The 17,149-nt window shown below is 71.8% G+C and carries 20 protein-coding genes; 11 read left to right on the top strand and 9 right to left on the bottom strand.

Features of this window, described 5'->3' with window-relative positions; genetic code table 11:
• Positions 1-505 (bottom strand): STAS domain-containing protein (locus IH45_RS1000000145410; RefSeq protein WP_050515129.1); only part of this gene is annotated, 505 nt, incomplete at its 3' end.
• Between the two features lie 507 nt (positions 506-1,012).
• Here IH45_RS1000000145410 and IH45_RS1000000148895 point away from each other — a divergent pair.
• Both IH45_RS1000000148895 and IH45_RS0123905 read left to right on the top strand, forming a co-directional pair.
• Positions 1,013-1,426, top strand: coding sequence for an ATP-binding protein (locus IH45_RS1000000148895; protein ID WP_030672026.1), 414 nt, complete (start codon positions 1,013-1,015; stop codon positions 1,424-1,426).
• A gap of 69 nt (positions 1,427-1,495) precedes the next feature.
• The gene (locus tag IH45_RS0123905; protein ID WP_030672028.1) at positions 1,496-2,128 is read left to right on the top strand and encodes a hypothetical protein; all 633 of its coding nucleotides are present in this window, start codon (positions 1,496-1,498) and stop codon (positions 2,126-2,128) included.
• Positions 2,129-2,174: 46 nt separating this feature from the next.
• Here IH45_RS0123905 and IH45_RS1000000146815 read toward each other — a convergent pair whose 3' ends face one another.
• Positions 2,175-2,333 (bottom strand): hypothetical protein, encoded by a 159-nt coding sequence (locus IH45_RS1000000146815; RefSeq protein WP_199810711.1) that lies wholly within the window; start codon positions 2,331-2,333, stop codon positions 2,175-2,177.
• A 36-nt stretch (positions 2,334-2,369) separates the two neighbouring features.
• Positions 2,370-2,726: a hypothetical protein gene (locus IH45_RS1000000145415; RefSeq protein WP_050515130.1), complete on the bottom strand. Its 357-nt coding sequence runs from the start codon at positions 2,724-2,726 to the stop codon at positions 2,370-2,372.
• 421 nt (positions 2,727-3,147) lie between these two features.
• Here IH45_RS1000000145415 and IH45_RS0123920 point away from each other — a divergent pair, with 421 nt between their 5' ends.
• From IH45_RS0123920 to serC, 4 genes are all read left to right on the top strand, one after another.
• Positions 3,148-4,311 carry an amidohydrolase family protein gene (locus IH45_RS0123920; protein WP_030672033.1) on the top strand — a complete coding sequence of 388 codons (1,164 nt, stop codon included), beginning with the start codon at positions 3,148-3,150 and terminating at the stop codon, positions 4,309-4,311.
• Complete coding sequence (locus IH45_RS0123925; protein WP_030672036.1) at positions 4,311-5,000, top strand: O-methyltransferase; 690 nt, start codon at positions 4,311-4,313, stop codon at positions 4,998-5,000. Before IH45_RS0123920 ends, IH45_RS0123925 begins: the two co-directional genes overlap by 1 nt.
• Before the next feature lie 46 nt (positions 5,001-5,046).
• A complete protein-coding gene (locus tag IH45_RS0123930) occupies positions 5,047-6,432 on the top strand; it encodes a glutamate-cysteine ligase family protein (RefSeq protein WP_030672039.1) in 1,386 nt (461 codons plus the stop codon).
• A gap of 138 nt (positions 6,433-6,570) precedes the next feature.
• Positions 6,571-7,734, top strand: coding sequence for a 3-phosphoserine/phosphohydroxythreonine transaminase (gene serC / locus IH45_RS0123935; RefSeq protein ID WP_078897744.1), 1,164 nt, complete (start codon positions 6,571-6,573; stop codon positions 7,732-7,734).
• An 83-nt stretch (positions 7,735-7,817) separates the two neighbouring features.
• Here the strand turns inward: serC and IH45_RS0123940 are convergent, their stop codons facing one another.
• From IH45_RS0123940 to IH45_RS0123950, 3 genes are all read right to left on the bottom strand, one after another.
• A complete protein-coding gene (locus IH45_RS0123940) occupies positions 7,818-8,612 on the bottom strand; it encodes a methyltransferase domain-containing protein (protein ID WP_030672045.1) in 795 nt (264 codons plus the stop codon).
• Positions 8,609-10,033: a class-II fumarase/aspartase family protein gene (locus tag IH45_RS0123945; protein WP_267885151.1), complete on the bottom strand. Its 1,425-nt coding sequence runs from the start codon at positions 10,031-10,033 to the stop codon at positions 8,609-8,611. Before IH45_RS0123945 ends, IH45_RS0123940 begins: the two co-directional genes overlap by 4 nt.
• A 471-nt stretch (positions 10,034-10,504) precedes the next feature.
• Complete coding sequence (locus IH45_RS0123950; protein WP_030672050.1) at positions 10,505-11,233, bottom strand: SDR family oxidoreductase; 729 nt, start codon at positions 11,231-11,233, stop codon at positions 10,505-10,507.
• Between the two features lie 404 nt (positions 11,234-11,637).
• On the opposite strand from IH45_RS0123950, the gene IH45_RS0123955 reads away from it, so the two are divergent.
• The 5 genes from IH45_RS0123955 to IH45_RS0123970 all read left to right on the top strand — a co-directional run bounded on the left by IH45_RS0123955 (position 11,638) and on the right by IH45_RS0123970 (position 14,728).
• The gene (locus IH45_RS0123955; protein ID WP_032918203.1) at positions 11,638-12,648 is read left to right on the top strand and encodes a glycoside hydrolase family 5 protein; all 1,011 of its coding nucleotides are present in this window, start codon (positions 11,638-11,640) and stop codon (positions 12,646-12,648) included.
• Between the two features lie 174 nt (positions 12,649-12,822).
• The gene (gene queC / locus IH45_RS0123960; protein ID WP_234440645.1) at positions 12,823-13,539 is read left to right on the top strand and encodes a 7-cyano-7-deazaguanine synthase QueC; all 717 of its coding nucleotides are present in this window, start codon (positions 12,823-12,825) and stop codon (positions 13,537-13,539) included.
• Between the two features lie 16 nt (positions 13,540-13,555).
• Positions 13,556-13,840 (top strand): SH3-like domain-containing protein, encoded by a 285-nt coding sequence (locus IH45_RS1000000150835; protein ID WP_030672060.1) that lies wholly within the window; start codon positions 13,556-13,558, stop codon positions 13,838-13,840.
• Between the two features lie 31 nt (positions 13,841-13,871).
• The gene (locus IH45_RS1000000150840) at positions 13,872-14,144 is read left to right on the top strand and encodes an SH3-like domain-containing protein (protein WP_324607955.1); all 273 of its coding nucleotides are present in this window, start codon (positions 13,872-13,874) and stop codon (positions 14,142-14,144) included.
• Positions 14,141-14,728 carry a nitrile hydratase subunit alpha gene (locus IH45_RS0123970; RefSeq protein WP_030672063.1) on the top strand — a complete coding sequence of 196 codons (588 nt, stop codon included), beginning with the start codon at positions 14,141-14,143 and terminating at the stop codon, positions 14,726-14,728. The genes IH45_RS1000000150840 and IH45_RS0123970 overlap by 4 nt, the downstream gene beginning before the upstream one ends.
• Positions 14,729-14,843: 115 nt before the next feature.
• Here IH45_RS0123970 and IH45_RS0123975 read toward each other — a convergent pair whose 3' ends face one another.
• From IH45_RS0123975 to IH45_RS0123985, 3 genes are read right to left on the bottom strand one after another with little or no spacing between them, the layout of a single operon-like run.
• Positions 14,844-15,569: an HAD family hydrolase gene (locus tag IH45_RS0123975; protein WP_050515131.1), complete on the bottom strand. Its 726-nt coding sequence runs from the start codon at positions 15,567-15,569 to the stop codon at positions 14,844-14,846.
• Positions 15,566-16,096 carry a phosphoribosyltransferase gene (locus IH45_RS0123980; protein ID WP_030672069.1) on the bottom strand — a complete coding sequence of 177 codons (531 nt, stop codon included), beginning with the start codon at positions 16,094-16,096 and terminating at the stop codon, positions 15,566-15,568. The genes IH45_RS0123975 and IH45_RS0123980 overlap by 4 nt, the downstream gene beginning before the upstream one ends.
• On the bottom strand, positions 16,093-17,148 hold the full coding sequence (locus tag IH45_RS0123985; protein WP_050515132.1) for an adenylosuccinate synthetase: 1,056 nt from the start codon (positions 17,146-17,148) through the stop codon (positions 16,093-16,095). Before IH45_RS0123985 ends, IH45_RS0123980 begins: the two co-directional genes overlap by 4 nt.
• Position 17,149 lies beyond the last annotated feature (1 nt).

Raw genomic sequence — 17,149 nt, forward strand, 5'->3', positions numbered from 1 at the left:
CGCGGGCGCCGCTGCGGGCCGGACGCCCGCCGGGCGCCCGGCGGGCGGGGCCGGGGCCGGGCGCGGGCAGTAGCGCGAAGGGCCGCGTCAGCGGCACCAGCTGCAATACGCGGTACACGCACCGGGGCGGCTGGCGCAGATAGGTTTCCCCGCCGTGCGCGGCCACACGGGACCGTACCTCGCACAGCCACTGCAGACCGCTGCAGTCGAAGAAGGTGACCTCGCTCAGGTCCAGCACCACCGTGCGTACGGCGGGCGAGGACACCTGGGACAGGGCGGGGCCGAGGCGCTGGGCCAGCTCCAGGTCGAGGTCGCCGCGTACCCACAGCACCAGCGTCTCCCCGTCCCGCCGCGCGCGCCAGCACGGCCCGTCGCCCCGGCGGTACGGGCCGGTGACCCACTCGCGCGGCCCGCGGTCCTGCCGCCACCAGCGGCGGCCGGAGAGCACGAGACGGCGCGCGGGTGTGCCGCGGCCACGGAAGTAGCGTGAGCAGAGACCGGTCACAGGCGTCTCCTCCGTCGGTGGACGTACCCCGGCCCGTGGGCAGGGACGGCCGGGCAGCCGCGGCCGAGCGCAATGGGCGGGCCGATGCCTTCCAGGGCGTCGCGTCGGCCCCGTCCGTCGGCCTCATCCGGTGTGATGCCCTCGTTTCCCCACGGACAAGCACCCGCGACGGTGCTGTCCCACCGGAGACACGCGTAACCCGGACACCTGAACGGCCGGCCGGACACTGTGCGACGGCGGCCGCCGGGCGGCCGTTCGAGCCGGCGCCGATGCGGTGCCGCGCGGGTGCCGGTACGGGAAGCGGTACCGTCGCCACCGGTACGCGTGGCCGCTGACGCGGCCGGACGTACCCGAGCGACGGTGTGGACTTCCGGGGACACAACCCGACTTCCGTGCGTGACTGTCACCCGAACCGGGCATGAGTGGTACAGACCAACCGCTACGAACCGGCCACCGAGGCGCGACCCGAGGGGGCCGATCCGGCCCTTGGGGGGAGTGAGCCGAACGTTGCGTACCTGTCGCGCCCGCGTCCGGACCACGCGAGCCGAATACCTCTTACCCCACGCCCGGGAAACCGTCTTCTGGGCCCGATGGCTGACCGCCGCCTTCCTGACCCGGGTCATCGCGGACGGCGCCGTGCCCGCCGACCCGGCCGACGCGTACCTGATCGTCACCGAACTGGTCGCCAACGTCACCCGCCACACTCGCAGCAGCTGCCGCCTGCGGCTGTGCGCCGCGGCCGACACCCTGACGGTCGAGGTGAGCGACGACAGCCCGGACCGCCCCCGCTTCCGCCCGCCCACCCCCGGCGGCGAGAGCGGACGCGGCCTCCTCATCGTCTGCGCCCTCGCCCACACCCTCGACATCCTGGACGCCCCCACGGGCGGCAAGACGATCCGCGCCACGCTGAGCGCGGCCTGACCGCGGGGCAGGACCGGGCCCGGCGCTCCCGCCCGTCACCGCACGGCAGGGGTGCGCGACACTTGACCGATGATCACCATGGACCCGGTCCTCGAACTCGACGCCCGGAACGGCTTCACCCTCTGGCCCGTCGCCGACGTCGAGCCGTACACCTTCCTGCGGCTCTGCGGTGGGATGGAGCAGGCCGAGGTCGGTACGGCGGTGATGCAGATCGCCGCCACCAACGCCTTCCGCCCCGAGGACGACGACTGCCCGCCGCTGCCTTCCGATCCGCGCGGCGCCTTCCTCCACGGGCTGCTGACGCGCGAGGACCTCGTCGCGGCCGGCGGCCTGCGGGTCCACGACGCCGGCACCGGCGTGACCGTGCAGCCCGGCTGCTGCGACGGACTGGAGGAATGGCGCGACTGGTACCGGGTGTTCGACGGTGACGGCTTCGTCGGCTTCGGCCACGACCCGTCACCGACCGCCGAACGCCGCGGTGACACCGTCCGCCTGACCGTGGACGTCTACCAGGAGGACAGCCCGGTGATCGATCTCCCCGGCACCGCACTGCGTCACCTGCTCGCGGGCGCGGAACGCGACCTGGCCGCCTTCCTGGCCCTGGCCGCAGCCTGGGCCGCGCACCATCTGCCCGCCCACGCGGCACCCGTCACCGCGGCCCTCGCCCGGTGCCTCGACGTGCGTGCGCCGGGGGCGCCGTAGCGACGTGAAGCCCACTCGTCGCACCCCGACGGGTGGGTCCGGCGTCTCACTCCCACAGGCGCCGGACCCAAGGATGACACCCGTACGTTCCGGTGATCGCGGCGACGAGCCACCGCCGCTGCCGCCCCGTGAGCACGGGCAGCACCGCGTCGAGATCTTCTTCGTCCTTGGGGCGCTGCTCCTTGGCCTCGTAGTGGAGCTGCACCGCCGCACCAAGTCCCCGCGGGCTGCCCGCAGCGGATCAGCAGGCCCTGACGTACCAGACCGGGGTCCAGTTGACCGTACGGGATTCGTACGCCCTGGAGGTGAAGAGCAGCCGGTGGCTCTTGTCGTAGAACCTCGCCACGGTACCCGCGGTCTGGTTGTTGATGAGGGGCCCCGAACCGATCAGGTTGGGCAGCTGGAACTCGAAGTTGCAGTCCTTGTAGCGGAACCAACTGCCGTTGGCGGCCTGGCCGCACACGAAGTAGTACGGACAGTCGAGCCGAGGCTTCGGCGGGGCCGTCCGCTCGGCGGCGGAGGCCGAGGTCCCGATCAGCGAGCCGCCCAGCAGCGTCCCGGCGGCGAGCAGGGTCGTGACCAGTTTGCGCAGTCCCATGGAAGATCTCCTTGAGTTTGCGGTCCTCGGGCCGGTGAGCCGGCCCGGCAGCAGTGTGGGCGGCGGGCCGCGGGCAGGCCAGCCGTTTCGGGCAGGCCCGAAAGCCGCAGGCCGGGACCCCATGCCGAGCCGTGCGTGCATTCCGCCGGTGCACGCCGGGCGTCCGATACGGATGGGGCCGGGACATACGGGAGTGGCGGTGGGGGCCATTCGTCGCCTCATTGGTCGGGTGGCCCCTCTTCCCCTTTCCTGGAGGGCGGGAACAATGGTCCGGAGTGTCGCAAGAGGGGATGGACCCGTACCCGAGCGCGTGAGCGGTGACCGGCCCGGGGCCGGTGTCCGGACCGGCGCATCCGCGCGGGTCTCCGGGCCGTGCGCGCCGACCGACAGACCTTCCCGGGTTTTCCTGAAGGAGTGGTACATGGTCGCTCATCGTGACTACCCCGTCATCGACGCGGACAGCCACATCGTGCTGCCCGACTCCGACGACTGGTGGCGGGGGAGACTGCCCGATAAGTACGCCGCCTGGATGCCCTCCTACCAGGACGGCCGGCTGACCGCCGAGGGCCGGGTCATCGAACAGCCCTCGTCCACCTTCCACGGCCGGCCCACCCAGGCCGCCTGGTTCGGCAGCACCCAGGGCGCCACGTACACCCCCGGAAGCTGGAAGTCCGACGACCCGGCCGCCGTGGACGTGCTCGAAGCGCTCCGGCGCGGCGGCCTGGACCCCAGGGACCGGCTCGCCGCCATGGACCGGGAGGGCATCACCCGCGCCTACATCTTCCCGTCCAAGGTGCTCGGCCTGCTCCCGGCCCTGCGCAGCTCCGCCTTCGCGTACGAGGTCGCCAAGGCGTACAACGACTGGGCCCTGGCCTACTGCGCCGAGAACCGGGAGCGGCTGTTCCCGGTCGCCGCGCTGCCGCAGCACGACATCGTGCTGGCCGTGGACGAGGCGCGCCGGGCCCTGGAACAGGGCGTGCGCACCGTCATCCTGCGGCCCAACACCGTGGCCGGCACCAACATCGACGACGCGGTCTACGACCTGCTGTGGGAGTTCTGCCAGGAACACAACGTGGCGGTGTGTTTCCACGAGGGGTTCGGGGTCGCGCGCATCCCCCGTATCGGGACCGAACGCACCCACGACACCATGCAGGGGCACCTCGTCAGCCACACCTTCGAGCACATGACGGCGGTCATGCTGCTCATCACCGGCGGTGTCCTGGAGCGCTTCCCCGGGGTGCGGTTCGCCTTCATGGAGAGCGGGGCGGGCTGGGCCCCGTTCTGGCTGAACCGGATGGACGACCACGCCGAGCAGTTCGCCAAGGACCGGCCGCCGCTCCCCGAGCGGCCCAGCACCTACTTCAAGCGGCAGTGCTACCTGGGGGTGGAGCCGGAGGACCCGCTGCTGCCCATGCTCATCGACCAGGGACTGGCCCGGAACCTGCTGTTCGCCAGCGACTTCCCGCACTTCGACGCGAAGTTCCCCGGCGCGGTCACCGCCCTGGCCGACCGGAAGGACATCGACGAGACGGCCAAGCGGCAACTGCTGTGCGACAACGCCCGCCGTTTCTTCGGGATCGGCTGATGCGGCGGCTCCTGCCGGAACCGGACTCCCGGTTCACGGCTGTCCTGGCCGAGCTGGAGGAACGGTCCCTCAAGGAGCAGCGGGAGCTGGAGGCGCTGCGCGCGCAGGGCGGCACCGCCCTGCGCGCACGTGCCGGATCGTTCATGCTCGATATCGGCCCGGACGTCGGCCAGTTGCTGAACTCCCTGGTCCGGGCGACGGCCGCACGCACGGTCGTGGAGGTCGGCGGTTCGGTGGGCTACTCCACGCTCTGGCTCGCCGAGGCGGTACGGGCCACCGGCGGACGTCTGTACTCCATCGAGGTCGACCCCGGGAAACAGGCCGAGCAGCGGGAGAACGTGACCAGGGCGGGACTCGCCGACGTCGTCGAACTGACCGCGCTGGAGGCGCCCGCCCTCGTCCCCACCCTGGCCGGCCCGGTCGACCTCGTCCTCCTGGACCACTGGAAGGAGCTGTACGTCCGGGACTTCGACGCCTGCTGGCCGGCGCTGCGGCCGGGCGGCCTGGTGGTGGCCGACAACATTCTGGTACCGAAGAAGAACGCCGAGGTCATCGCCGCGTACCGGCGGCACGTCGGCGGTGTGCCGGACGCGCAGAGCCAGGTGCTGGAGATCGGGGACGGGGTGGAGTTCACCGTAAAGCGTGAAGCGCGGCCAGGCGTTCGGCGGGAGCCCGGTTCCGGGCCCTAGCGTGGCCCCGCCATCAACGCCCCCCTTCCGACGGAGAGCTTGGAACATGAAGATCGGCATCGAGTCAGAACTGCCCGTGGTCGACCGCCGGGGGGCCGCGGCCGGCCGCCCGGCCGTCCAAGCCGTCTTCGAACGGCTCGCCGCCCGCCCGGACTTCACCCCCTACCGCGACGCCACCACCGGCGCACTGGTGGGCGCCCGGTCGGCGCGCGACCACGGGACCCTGGACGTGGGCAACGACTACGGCTTCTGCACGGTCGAGGCGGCCCTGCCGCCGGAAGAGGGGTTCGCCGCCGCAAAGGCCGCCTGGCACCGCACGCTCGACGACGTGGTGTTCCCGGCTCTGGCGGCCGGGGGGCTGTCCGCCCTCGCGCACGGCTGCCAGCCGCTGACCGAGACGCTCGGCGGCCCGTACCTGGCCGACAAGGCGCACTACGGCCTGTGGCTGGCGCAGGCCGAGCGGTTCCCCGGGCACTACGCCAGTGACGCCTGGCCCGGCTTCGCCGCCGTCCAGTTCAACGTCGACGTCCCGCTGCCGCAGGTGATCGACGCCTGCAACACGCTCATCAGGATGACGCCGCTGATCTTCGCGTGGGGCGCCAACTCCGCGGTGTTCGGCGGCCGTGTGCAGCCCTGGTATTCCCTGCGCCTGCGCGGCTACACGGAGCTGTCCGACTCCAATCCGTTCTTCGCCCACCGTCTGCACTACCCGCGCCGCCTCTACGGCAGCCTGGCGGACTACATGCGCGAGGCGTGGGCGCTGCCGATCTTCGAGGTCACGCGGAACGGCACCCTCCACACCCCGTTGCTGCCCGAGTTGACGACATGGCAGTTCGCCGAGGCGGGCCACGCCGAGTTCGTCGACCCGGACGGCACCAAGCGCACCCTGCACTGCACCATCGCCGACCTGGCGTCCGGCCTGGTCTTCTGCTGGCCGGCGGTACGGGTCCGGATGCGCCTGGACGAGGCGTGCAGCGTGGCCGAGGCGTTGGAAGCGGTGACGGCGGGCCGGGGCGAGGCGGTGCTCCGGGACGGCGGACGCGGCACCTTCGTCGAGATCCGCCACCTGCCCACGATGAACCGGGAGGAGACCTTCGCGTGGCTGGCCGTGCTGCTGGGCTGGCTGGGCGACATCGAGGGCTGCCGCGACCTGTTCGGCGGCTGGTCGCTCCAGGACGCCCGCACGGCCGCCGCCGAGGTCCAGACCCGTGGCTGGGCGGCCGAGGTCGCCGGGGTACCACTGACGGAGTGGGGCCGGCGCGCCCTGGACCTGGCGACCGGATCGCTGCGCCGGGAGCCGGTGGCGCCCGCCGAGGAACTCGAACCGCTGGCCCGGCGCCTGCGGGACCGGACGAGCCCGGCGACGGATGCCGTGGCGCAGGTCCGCGCCGAGGGCGTCGAGGCGTTCGTGGAGGGGCTGCGGATGTGCTGAGGGGCTGACGGGCCCGACAGCCGGACGGCTGACGGCGGGCGCCCGGCACGGTGGAGGGGACGCCGTACGGGCGCCCGCGCTGTGCGCGGGACCGACCGGGGCGAAAGGATATACGGACGACCGGGAGGAGACACCGGGATGGACCGTCGACAGGCGGAAGCGCATCGGTGGCAGGCGGACGAGAACCGGCGGCGCGTGTCCGGGGCGCCGGAGCCCCCGGGCGCGTACAACTTCTCCGCGGGGCCCGCGACGCTGCCCCGGCCGGTGGCCCGGCGGGTGCGCGAGGAGTTCGCGGCGCACGCGGGCGACGGCGCGTCGATCATCGAGATCAGCCACAAGCACCCCCGGTTCAGCGGCGTGCTCGACACCGCCGTGACGCTGTACCGGGAGGTGACCGGGCTCCCGGAGGACCACCACGTGCTGTTCGTGCACGGCGGTGCCCGGATGCAGTGCGCCGCCGTGCCGCTCAACCTCATCGGCCGGTCCCCGACCCGCACCGCCGGGTACGCCGTGACCGGCCTGTTCGCCCAGCAGGCGCAGCGCGAGGGCGCTCGCTACGGCACCGCCGCGATCGTCGCCGACAGCCAGGACACCGGCTTCGACCGGATACCCGAGGTGACCGCGCGGCACTGCCCGCCGGACGCCGCCTTCCTCCACCTCACCAGCAACAACACCGTCTACGGCACCCGCTGGAACGATTTCCCGCGCGACTGCCCCGCCCCGCTGGTGGCCGACGCCACCAGCGACATCCTCTCGCGGCGGCTGGACCACGGCCGGTTCGGCATCGTCTACGCCGGGTTCCAGAAGAACCTGGGCCCCTCCAGCACGGCCCTGGTGACCGTCCGCGACGACCTGCTCGGCCACGCGCTGCCCGAAACCCCGCGGCTGCTGGACTACTCCGTCTACGCGGCCGCCAAGTCCCTCGACAACACCCCGAACACCTTCGCCGTCTTCGTCCTCTCCCTGACGCTGGAGTGGATACGCGACCAGGGCGGCCTCGCCGCGGTCGAACGGACGAACCTGGCCAAGGCACGGCTGCTGTACGAGGAACTGGACCGCACGGCGTTCTACCGCCCCACCGCCCACCCGGACCACCGCTCCGTCACGAACATCGTCTTCCGGCTCGCCGACGAGTCGCTGACCGGGGAATTCCTCGCCCGCGCGCAGGAGGAAGGATTCCTCGGCCTGGCCGGACACCGCCTGGTGGGCGGGGTACGGGCGTCCGTCTACAACGGGATGCCCCAGGAGGGCGTACAGGCGCTGGCGGACTTCCTCCGCGAGTTCGCGCGCGTACGGGGGTGATACGGGCGGGACGGGGGTGAAACGGGCGGGGCGGGGCCAGGCCACCGTCCCGTACCGGCCCGTCCCGCCCTGCCCGGGCCGGCTCAGCCGCCGGGCTTGACCACGGTGAACGTGTACCGGCCGAGGCTGAAGAAGTACCGCCCCGCCGCGTCCAGCTCGCGCAACTCCCGGACCCAGGCCCTGGTCACCTCCGGGACCGCGCCGGGATGGTCGGCGAGGAACGCCTCGATGAACCCCACCTGCCAGTAACTGTAGGCGTCGCGGTCGCACCGCCGGTTGAGGAAGGTCAGCGTGGTCAGGCTCTCCTCGATGAACCCGGCCTCCCGGAGCAGCGGGCCGAGCCGCCGGGGCAGCCGGGGGTCGGCGACATGGTCCTCCCACAGTTCGAGGACCCGCCGCATCCGGGGCCGGTCGGCGGAGTGCCACACCAGCGAATCCCAGTCCGTGTCGAGCACCACCGCGCGGCCTCCCGGGCGCAGCACCCGGTACAGCTCGGCCAGCGCCCGTTCGATGTCGCCGACGTACTCGTACACCTGCGAGGAGACGGCGGCGTCGAACGAGGCGTCCGGGAAGGGGATCTCCTCGCAGCGCCCCGCCACCAGGTTCACCCGCGCACCCGCCGACGCGCACCGCGCCCGGGCCAGCTCCAGCATCGACGCGCTGACGTCGATGCCGCACACCTCGCCGTCCGGGCCGACCGGGCCCACCAGCTCCGAGATCAGGTAGCCGGGGCCGCAGCCGACGTCCAGGACCCGCTCGCCACGGGACACGGCGAGCTGCCGGAGCAGGTGCCGCCGCTGCTCGCGCATCTCGGGGGTGTGCGCCTCGATGTCGGCCTCGCAGGCCCGCTCACCTTCGAAACGCAGCAGAGCGGTCATGAGGGCATCCCCTCCTCCGCGTGGACCGGCCACGGACCGCCGGGCGGGGCCGGCCGGAGCCGGGCGTGCTCCACCGCACGGTCGGTCAGGGCACCCGCCTCGCCCACATAGCCGGCCGGGTCGAGCAGATCGTCCAGCGCGGCGGCGGAGAACCGGGAGGTGATCTCCTGGCACTCGCGCACGCAGGCGCGCAGCGGAAGGCCGTCGCTCTGCGCCCGCTGGCTCACCTCGTAGACGAGGGTGTGCGCGCTCTGCTTGCCGATGCGTTCGCCGAGGGCCAGCATCAGCGCCTCGGTGCACAGGAACTCCGCCACCGACGCGGCGTTCGCCGCCATCCGCTCGCGGTGCACCCGCAGCCCGGCGAGGACCTCGTTGAGGATGGCCAGCGCCGCCAGCGTGTAGTGCGACACGTCGGCGACCGCGACCCATTCCATCCGCAGGCCCCGCGCGTCGCGCTCGTGCTCCTGCACCATGCTCTCGACGCCGAGCGCGGCGGCGGACCGGGCGAGCCGGGCGAGCAGCACGACCTGCTCGGAGCGTTCGGGATTGCGCTTGTGCGGCATGGTGCTGCTGCCCACCCGCCCGTGCTCCCAGCCCTCGGACAGCTCACCGACCTCGGCGCGCGAGAGCACCCGGACCTCCTCGGCGATCCGGCCGAGCGTCGCCGTGACCAGGGCCAGCGTGGTGCCGAACTCGGCCACCCGGTCCCGCGCGACATGCCAGCCCACGACCGGTACGCCGAGCCCCAGACGGGCGGCGAAGTCGGCGAGCAGCTCCTGCCCGCGCCCCTGGAAGCCGGCCATGGTGCCGACGCCGCCGTGCAACTGGGCCACCAGGGCCCGCTCGCGCAGCTGGCCCAGCCGCTCCCCGTGCCGCACCAGTTCGTCGAGCCAGCTCGCCACCTTGAGGCCGAAGGTGATCGGCAGCGCGGGCTGGCCGTGGGTGCGGCCCACCATCATGGTGTCGCGGTGCGTCCCGGCCAGCGCGACCAGACGTGCCGTCATGGCGGCGAGTTCCCGGTCCGCCTCGTCCAGCACATCCCGCATCTCCAGGGACTGCGCGGTGTCCTGGATGTCCTGTGTGGTGGCCCCCAGATGCACCACCTCCCCCGAGCCCGCCTCGCACACCGCCTCCAGGCCGCGCAGCAGCGGCACGAGGGAATGGCCCGTACGGCGGAACTCGGGAGCCAGGGAGGCGACATCGATCCGGCCCGGCTCACAGGCCCGCGCCACCCGCGCCGCCGTCCCGGGCGGCACCATGCCGAGCTGCTCCTGACTGGCCGTCAGCGCGGCCTCCACATCGAGCCACCGTCGCAGTCGACATCGGTCACAGAAGATCCGGCGGCTGGCAGCCGTGGCATACCCCTGCCCGTGGAAGAGCGAATCCAGTACGTGCCCCCGCTCATGGCGGCACTCCGCCACCGCGCGGCCGCCGTCGTCCTCCAACGCCGGCGGCGGGTGAGCGGGCCCGGCGGGGCCGTGGGGGAGGCTGCTCCCGTACGGGGCGGATGTCTGCTGGGGCCTGCGAGAAGTATCCATGAATCCTCGCGTTCCATGAGTTGCTTCTAGGTCACTTCGGTCAACCCGGCGGAACTCGCCTCATGGCACCACAGAGGGGGGCCGAGGCCAACCCTGTGCGCGGGGGTTGCCCGGAACGGCCGTCGGCCCACGCCGGAAGCAGGGAACCTACGGAGCGGTGCGCCTAGGGCGTTTCTGATGGATCTCCGTGGGGGACGGAGCGGCGTTCGGTGCGTGCGCTCGGCGTGCGGTGTGAAGGGTCATGTGGCGGAGCCACCTGTCCCTTTGCGCCGTGCGGCGAGGGTGCGTGCCTGGGGGCACCTCCCAGCGGTAGCTGGGGGAGTCGCGATGCCGCGGAGATCCGTCAGAAGCGCCCTAGCGTCCGCCGAGGCTGCTTCCGCCGTCGACGTCGAGGACGTGACCGGTGATGAACCCCGCGTCGTCGGACAGCAGGAACGCCACGGCCGCGGCGACGTCGTCGGGTGTGCCCAGGCGGCCCAGCGGGATCGAGGCGATCGCCCGGCGTTCCGCCTCGCTGCCCGCGGGCCGTGCGCGGCGGAACAGTTCGGTCGCGGTGGGGCCGGGCGAGACCGCGTTGGAGGTGATGCCGTGCGGGGCGAGCTCCAGTGCCCAGGCACGGGTGCACCCCACGAGCGCGCTCTTGGCCGCCGCGTAGGAGGTACGGTCCCTGGCGCCGTATGTCGCCCGCGAGGTGATGTTGACGATGCGGCCGAAGCGCTGCTCACGCATGCCCGGCAGCAGGGCCTGGACGATCTGGACCGACGCGCGCAGGTTGAGGTCCACCACCTGCTGCAAGGTCGCCAGGTCGAGATCCTGGAGGGGCTGGGGCTGAGCGATCCCGGCGTTGTTGACGACGTGGCAGATCGCGCGTCCCCGAGTGGCTTCCTCCAGCAGCTGCGCGGTGGCGCCGGCGTCGGAGAGGTCGCAGCGCAGGAACGTGCCGGGGAACTCCTCCGCGGGCTCGTTCCGGGCCACGCCGATCACCTCGTACCCCGCCTCCGCGAGCCGCCGCGATATCGCGAGCCCGATTCCCTTGCCGGCGCCGGTGACCAGTACCCGCGATACCTCTGACGTGCCGCTCACCTTGCTCACCAGTCTTCCGATCGCCGTTCCCGATTGCTTTTCCGCCATCTGTATCACCCTCTCGCGCTCGCCTCTCGCGCGGCCGTCGGCAATGGCACGCCACCAGGCGCTCAGTGCCCGGGCGTCACGCTGTGTGGTGCCCGCCGATCGATATCGAGCCGTTTCATCATCCTGCCGAGCGGTCGGAAAGTATCCGATGCCCGATTCGGCATTCTCTGCGCCGGCTACTGAGGGTCTCCGCATCGCATCTCGGCGGCGAGCGGTCGCAGACGAACTGCCGCTCGGCCGCCGACTGCCGAAAAGGTTGCCGCACTGTCCGTACTTGGCGGAATCCGGCGGTCGCCCCCTGGCGGACCTATCGAATGCCTCTCGCCATCACCCATCGACACGAAGGAAGCATTGCCGTGCGACCACGTCCGTCCAGTCTCGCCGCGACGGTGAGCATTCTCCTCCTGGCCCCGTCCTCGACCCTGTCCGCTGCTGCGGAAGCGAAAGCTCACGCATACACCGCCCCCGGCCTCCATGTGAAGAACGGCCGGCTCGTCGAGAAGAACGGTGCCGATTTCGTCTTCCGCGGTGTCAATCACTCCCACGCCTGGCACGCCGACCGGACCGGCCGAGCCCTGTCCGACATCAAACGTCTGGGGGCCAACAGCGTCCGCATCGTGCTGAGCAGCGGCGCCCGCTGGACGAAGAACGACACCGCCGATGTCCGCGCGGTCATATCCCGCTGCAAGGCGAACCGGCTGATCTGCGTACTGGAAGTCCATGACACCACGGGTTACGGCGAACAGGCCGGGGCCGTTTCCCTCTCCCGCGCCGCCGACTACTGGATCGGCGTCCGCAGTGCCCTGCGCGGTGAGGAGAGCCATGTCGTCGTCAACATCGGCAATGAGCCCTACGGCAACAACAACACCGATCGATGGGCCGCGGACACCAAGGCCGCCATCGCCCGGCTGCGCGCGGCCGGTCTGCATCACGCCCTGATGGCCGACGGGCCCAACTGGGGCCAGGACTGGTCGGGAACCATGCAGCGCCAGGCCCGTTCGGTCTTCGATGCCGATCCCGACCACAACACCCTTTTCTCCGTCCACATGTACGGGGTCTACAACTCCGCCGAAAAGGTCAAGCATTACCTCGATGCCTTCACCCGGGCCAAGCTGCCGCTCATCGTGGGGGAGTTCGGCCATTACCACCCGAGTGGTGACACGGACGAGGACACCATCATGGCGCGGACCAAAGCCGCACGCATCGGCTATCTCGGCTGGTCCTGGAGCGGCAACAGCGGCGAGGACGCCCACCTCGACCTCAGCAACCACTTCGACGCCAAGTCGCTGACCCCATGGGGGCAGCGTCTTTTCCACGGCGCCGACGGCATCAAGCAGACCGCCAGGGAAGCTGCGGTGTACCGCTGAGCTCCGGTCACTGTGCCACCGAGCCGCTGCCCGTCGCTTTCTCTCGGTGCGGTGCCCGAATTCTCGGACGGCACCGTAAGGCCCGGGCCGGCGGCTGCCGGAACGCTGGGTGTCGATCGAGGACGGCGGCCGGTGACGAGGCACGCCGTTCTTCCGCCACCCAGGAGGTGCGTCTTGCCCGAAACACCGGTGAAGGCCGACCCGTTCAGCGCCGTCGTCGTGCTGTCCGGAGGCATGGACTCCACGACACTGCTCGCCCATTACGCCATGCTGCACTACCGGCTCACCGCGGTGACGGTCGACTACGGCCAGCGCCACCACCGGGAGATCGAATCGGCCCGGACCATCGCCGGGCACTACGGCGCGGAACACCATGTGGTGGACCTGAGCGGAATCGGTGTCCTGCTGGGTGGCTCCGCCCTGACCGACAGCGAGGTCAGTGTTCCCTCGGGGCATTACGCCGAGGACTCGATGCGGGCCACCGTCGTGCCCAACCGCAATGCCATCCTGGCCAATGTGGCGGTGGGCGCCGCGGTCGCGCGGCGGGCCGGCGTCGTGGCCCTCGGTATGCACGCCGGTGACCACTTCATATACCCCGACTGCCGGCCGGCGTTCGTCAGGGCGCTGGATGAACTCGTACAGGTCGCGAACGAGGGGTTCGCCACGCCGCGGATCGAAACACCCTTCATCACCTGGAGCAAGACGGACATCGCCACCTACGGGAACCGGCTCGGAGCCCCGCTGGGCAAGAGCTGGTCGTGCTACCGCGGGGGAGACCGCCACTGCGGTACCTGCGGTACGTGTTACGAACGCCGTGAGGCATTCCGTGACGCCCGGGTGCCGGATCCGACGGAATACCTCGACGACGCCACCGAATTCGCGGCGCCGTGAAAGGACCAGGGCATCCATGGCACGTCTCAACGACATCGGCGGCACCTTCGGATACGGCAGCATTCCGATGGACGGCGAGGACCCCGAGAACCCGCCCCACCCCTGGCGGCACGACTGGGAGGCGCGGGTGTTCGCCGTGCTGATCGGTCTGGCGATGGCGGGCGTCTGGACCGCCTCGGAACTCCGCGACGCCGAGGAACGCGCCGAGCCCACCGCATATCTCGCGGCCGGCTATTACGAGCGGGTGCTCATGGGCATGGAACTCCTTCTCGACGAGAAGGGCATCCCCTCCCGTGGCTGAACGGCGGCATGCCGTCGGAGACCCGGTCCGGGTGCGTCCGGCGGATCCGCCGCACCACACCCGGGCGCCCCGGTACGTACGGGGCCACCTCGGGCACGTCGTAGCCGTACAGCCGCCCTGTCCGCTTCCCGATGACGTCGCCCGGCGTCGCGATCCCTTCCGGGTCCTTCCCGTCTACACCGTGCGGTTCACGGCACGCGACCTGTGGGGGAGCGGGGCGCACAGCGTCCTGATCGACCTCTGGGAGTGCTACCTGGAGCCGGCCGGAGAGGCGGCCCGTGGCCTCCGAGGAGACACACCATGAGTTCCGAACACGTCAGCCTCCCCATCGCCGCCCGGGTACGCAGGCTGGAAGAGCGCGTCATCGCGGCCGGGCTCGTCACGGACGAGCAGCTCGACACCATTCTGGAGCGCAATCTCTCACGAGCCACACCGTTCAACGGGGCCCGTCTGGTCGCCCGCGCCTGGAGCAGCCCCGACTTCCGGGAACTGCTGCTGGGGGAGCCGGCCACGGCTCTGCGGGAGCTCGGCCTCGACGGGCTGCTGGCGGACGACGAGCATCTGCGGGTCGTCGCCAACACGCCCACCGTGCACAACGTCGTGGTGTGCACCCTGTGTTCCTGTTATCCGGTTCTGCTGCTCGGCCCCTCACCGAGCTGGTACAAGAGCGACGCGTACCGGGCCCGCGTGGTACGCGAGCCGCGTGCCGTGCTGGCCGAGTTCGGCACCGTGCTGCCGGAGGAGGTGGACATCCGCGTCTGGGACGCCAGCGCGGAGGCACGGTACATGGTGCTGCCGCGCCGTCCCGCGGGGACGGAGGAGCTGGACGAGGAGCGGCTGGCCGCACTCGTGACCCGGTCGGGGCTCATCGGCACGGCTCCTGTGTGAGCGAGCGGGCCCCCAGGGAACCTGGAGGCACAGTGGAGCTCTCCCCGTCCGGCCTCTCCGGGCCGGACGGGGAGAGCTCCACTGTGCCTCCCAGCAAGCGTCGCCGGGCAGCGGGCTACCCGGCACGCACCTCCCGCAGAATGAGGGCCGCGGCCTCGGCGGCGCAGGCCACGAGACGGTCCGGACCGGCGTCCGGCACCGAGGACAGCCGGCCGCCGTTTCCGGTGCGTACGCCGATGGCCCGGGCTCCGAGCACCCGGGCCGAAGCGATGTCCGCGGGAGTGTCCCCGACCATGTACAGGGCGTCGCCCGGTCGGTGCCCCACCTCGGCCAGGGCCCGGCGGGCGAGGGCCGTCTTGCACTCCGCGTCCGTGGCGTGGGACGCGTCGGCCGCCAGTTCCTCACGGGTGAGGACAGCGCCGAACGTGCCGCGCAGACCGTACCGTTCGAGGAGCTGTCCGGTCGCCGTGGTGCCGACCCAGCTGCTCACCAGCACCAGGCGCACGCCTGCCGCGCCCAGATCCCGTACCGCTTCCGCGGTGCCCGGAAAGAGGCGGCCGTGCGGCATGTAGCGGTGGACCACCTCGTCCACGTGGTCGCGGACGACCGTGTTCCCGATACGGAGCTGTCCGCTGGTGATCGTCTGCCAGTACTCGTACGCGAGGATCGCCTCCCTGGAGGGCGGCGCCATCCCTTGCGCGCGGTGCAGATCGACGATGAAGCGGTGGAACATGTCGGAGAAGTCCAGCAGGGTGCCGTCGCGGTCGAAGACGACCGTCGTGGGGGAGGCAGGCGCCGGGGCGCGGGAGACCCGCGCCCCGGACGCGCCGGGCAGCGTCACCGCGTGGCCTCGAGCGGCACGGCCGTTTCCGCCGGGCCCGGCGGTGCCTCCCAGGGGAAGACCGTCCAGTCGTCGACTTCGAGCGCCTGGTGATCCGGCCGGCCGGCGCAATTCTGGTTGCGGACCAGGACCGCGGTGCGGATTTCGGCGGCGTGCATGGCGCGCAGTGTGCCGACCGCGGTGTCCATCGTGCCGCCGTCGCCCATGATGTCGTCGACGACCAGGACGCGCTTACCCGCCAGCGAGGAGTCCGGGACGACGTACTCCAGCGCCGCCGCGCCGCGCTCGCTGTACCGGCTGTTGGAGGAGTTCCGGGGGATCCCCATGATTCTGAACTCCGGGACGTTCAGCCGGTGCGCGAGGGCGACGGCGGGGGTGAGACCGCCGCGGGTGATACCGACGACCGTGTCCGGGAGGGGACCCGCGGCGCGGATCTCCTCGGCGAGGTCGGTCAGCAGCGTACCGAGGGTCTGCCAGCTGATGGTGAGGAGTCTTTGCCGCTTCCACAGGGGCGGGCCGGGGGTCATGCGTTGCTCCTTGTACGGGAGAGGAGGGCCGTGGTGCCGGTGCCGACGGGGTCGGATCTGAGGTCGATGACCTCGTCCGTGCCCGGTCCGGTGCCGATGAGGTCGACCCGCACGCCGAGCCCCCGCTCGATCTCGTCGATGAGATCGGCCGCCGCACCGGGCGGCAGCGGGCCCTCCCGCCGCCCCCGGACCTCCGGGGCCGCGTAGTCGAGGAAGCTGACGGCGACGCGCGAGGGCCGGTTGATCCGTACGGCCTCCCGGGCCTGGTCCAGGTCGAAGCGGCCCATGCGCCGGCGCCGTCCGGTCACCGTGCCGTATTCGACTCCGATGCGCTCCGCTTCCTGCTCGGACAGTTCCGTCGGGAAGGCGCCGGCCCCGACGCGGGTCGGGTAGGCCCGGAAGACCAGGACCACGTCGTCCACGGCCAGGGGGCCCAGCCCGGCGTCCGCGGCCGCCGTGCTCGCCGTGCTGTCCTTGCCCACCGTGTGGGGGTAGGTCCCGTACAGCACCGACAGGCCGAACCCGTTCGTCCCCTCCACCTGGACCTGCGCGCCCGCGTCCACCGCGCCGTTGACTTCCACGGCGACGTCCGCCAGGTAGGGAGCCAGTTCGGGCACGTCCATCGCCCGGCGGGCATTGCGCAGCGCACGGGCCGCGAGAGCGGGGCCGTGTCCGCTGCCGGTACTGCGGACCGTGTCGGTGAGGTTGCGGTCGCGCTGCTCGGCCTCCAGGTGCGCGGGGTCGATGACGGTCGCCCGGAAGTCGACGCCGACGCGGTCGGCGACCCCCAGTTCCTCGATCTCCCGCAGCAGTACCGCCGGGTTGACGAGCACACCGGCGCCGAGCAGCAGCCGTGTCCGCCCGTTGACCACGGCGCTCGGGATCTGGCGCAGTTTGTGCGTCCGTCCGCCGTGCACGATGGTGTGCCCGGCTCCCGGACCGAGGCCGGCGCGCACCGCGAGGTCCACGTCGTCCTTGAGCGCCAGGTAGCTGGCCATCTTGCCCTTGGCCTCGTCGCCCCACTGGCCGCCCACGATGATGGTGCAGGGCATG

The organism is Streptomyces rimosus subsp. rimosus (genome assembly GCF_000720725.1).
GTDB classification, from domain to species: Bacteria; Actinomycetota; Actinomycetes; order Streptomycetales; family Streptomycetaceae; genus Streptomyces; species Streptomyces rimosus_A.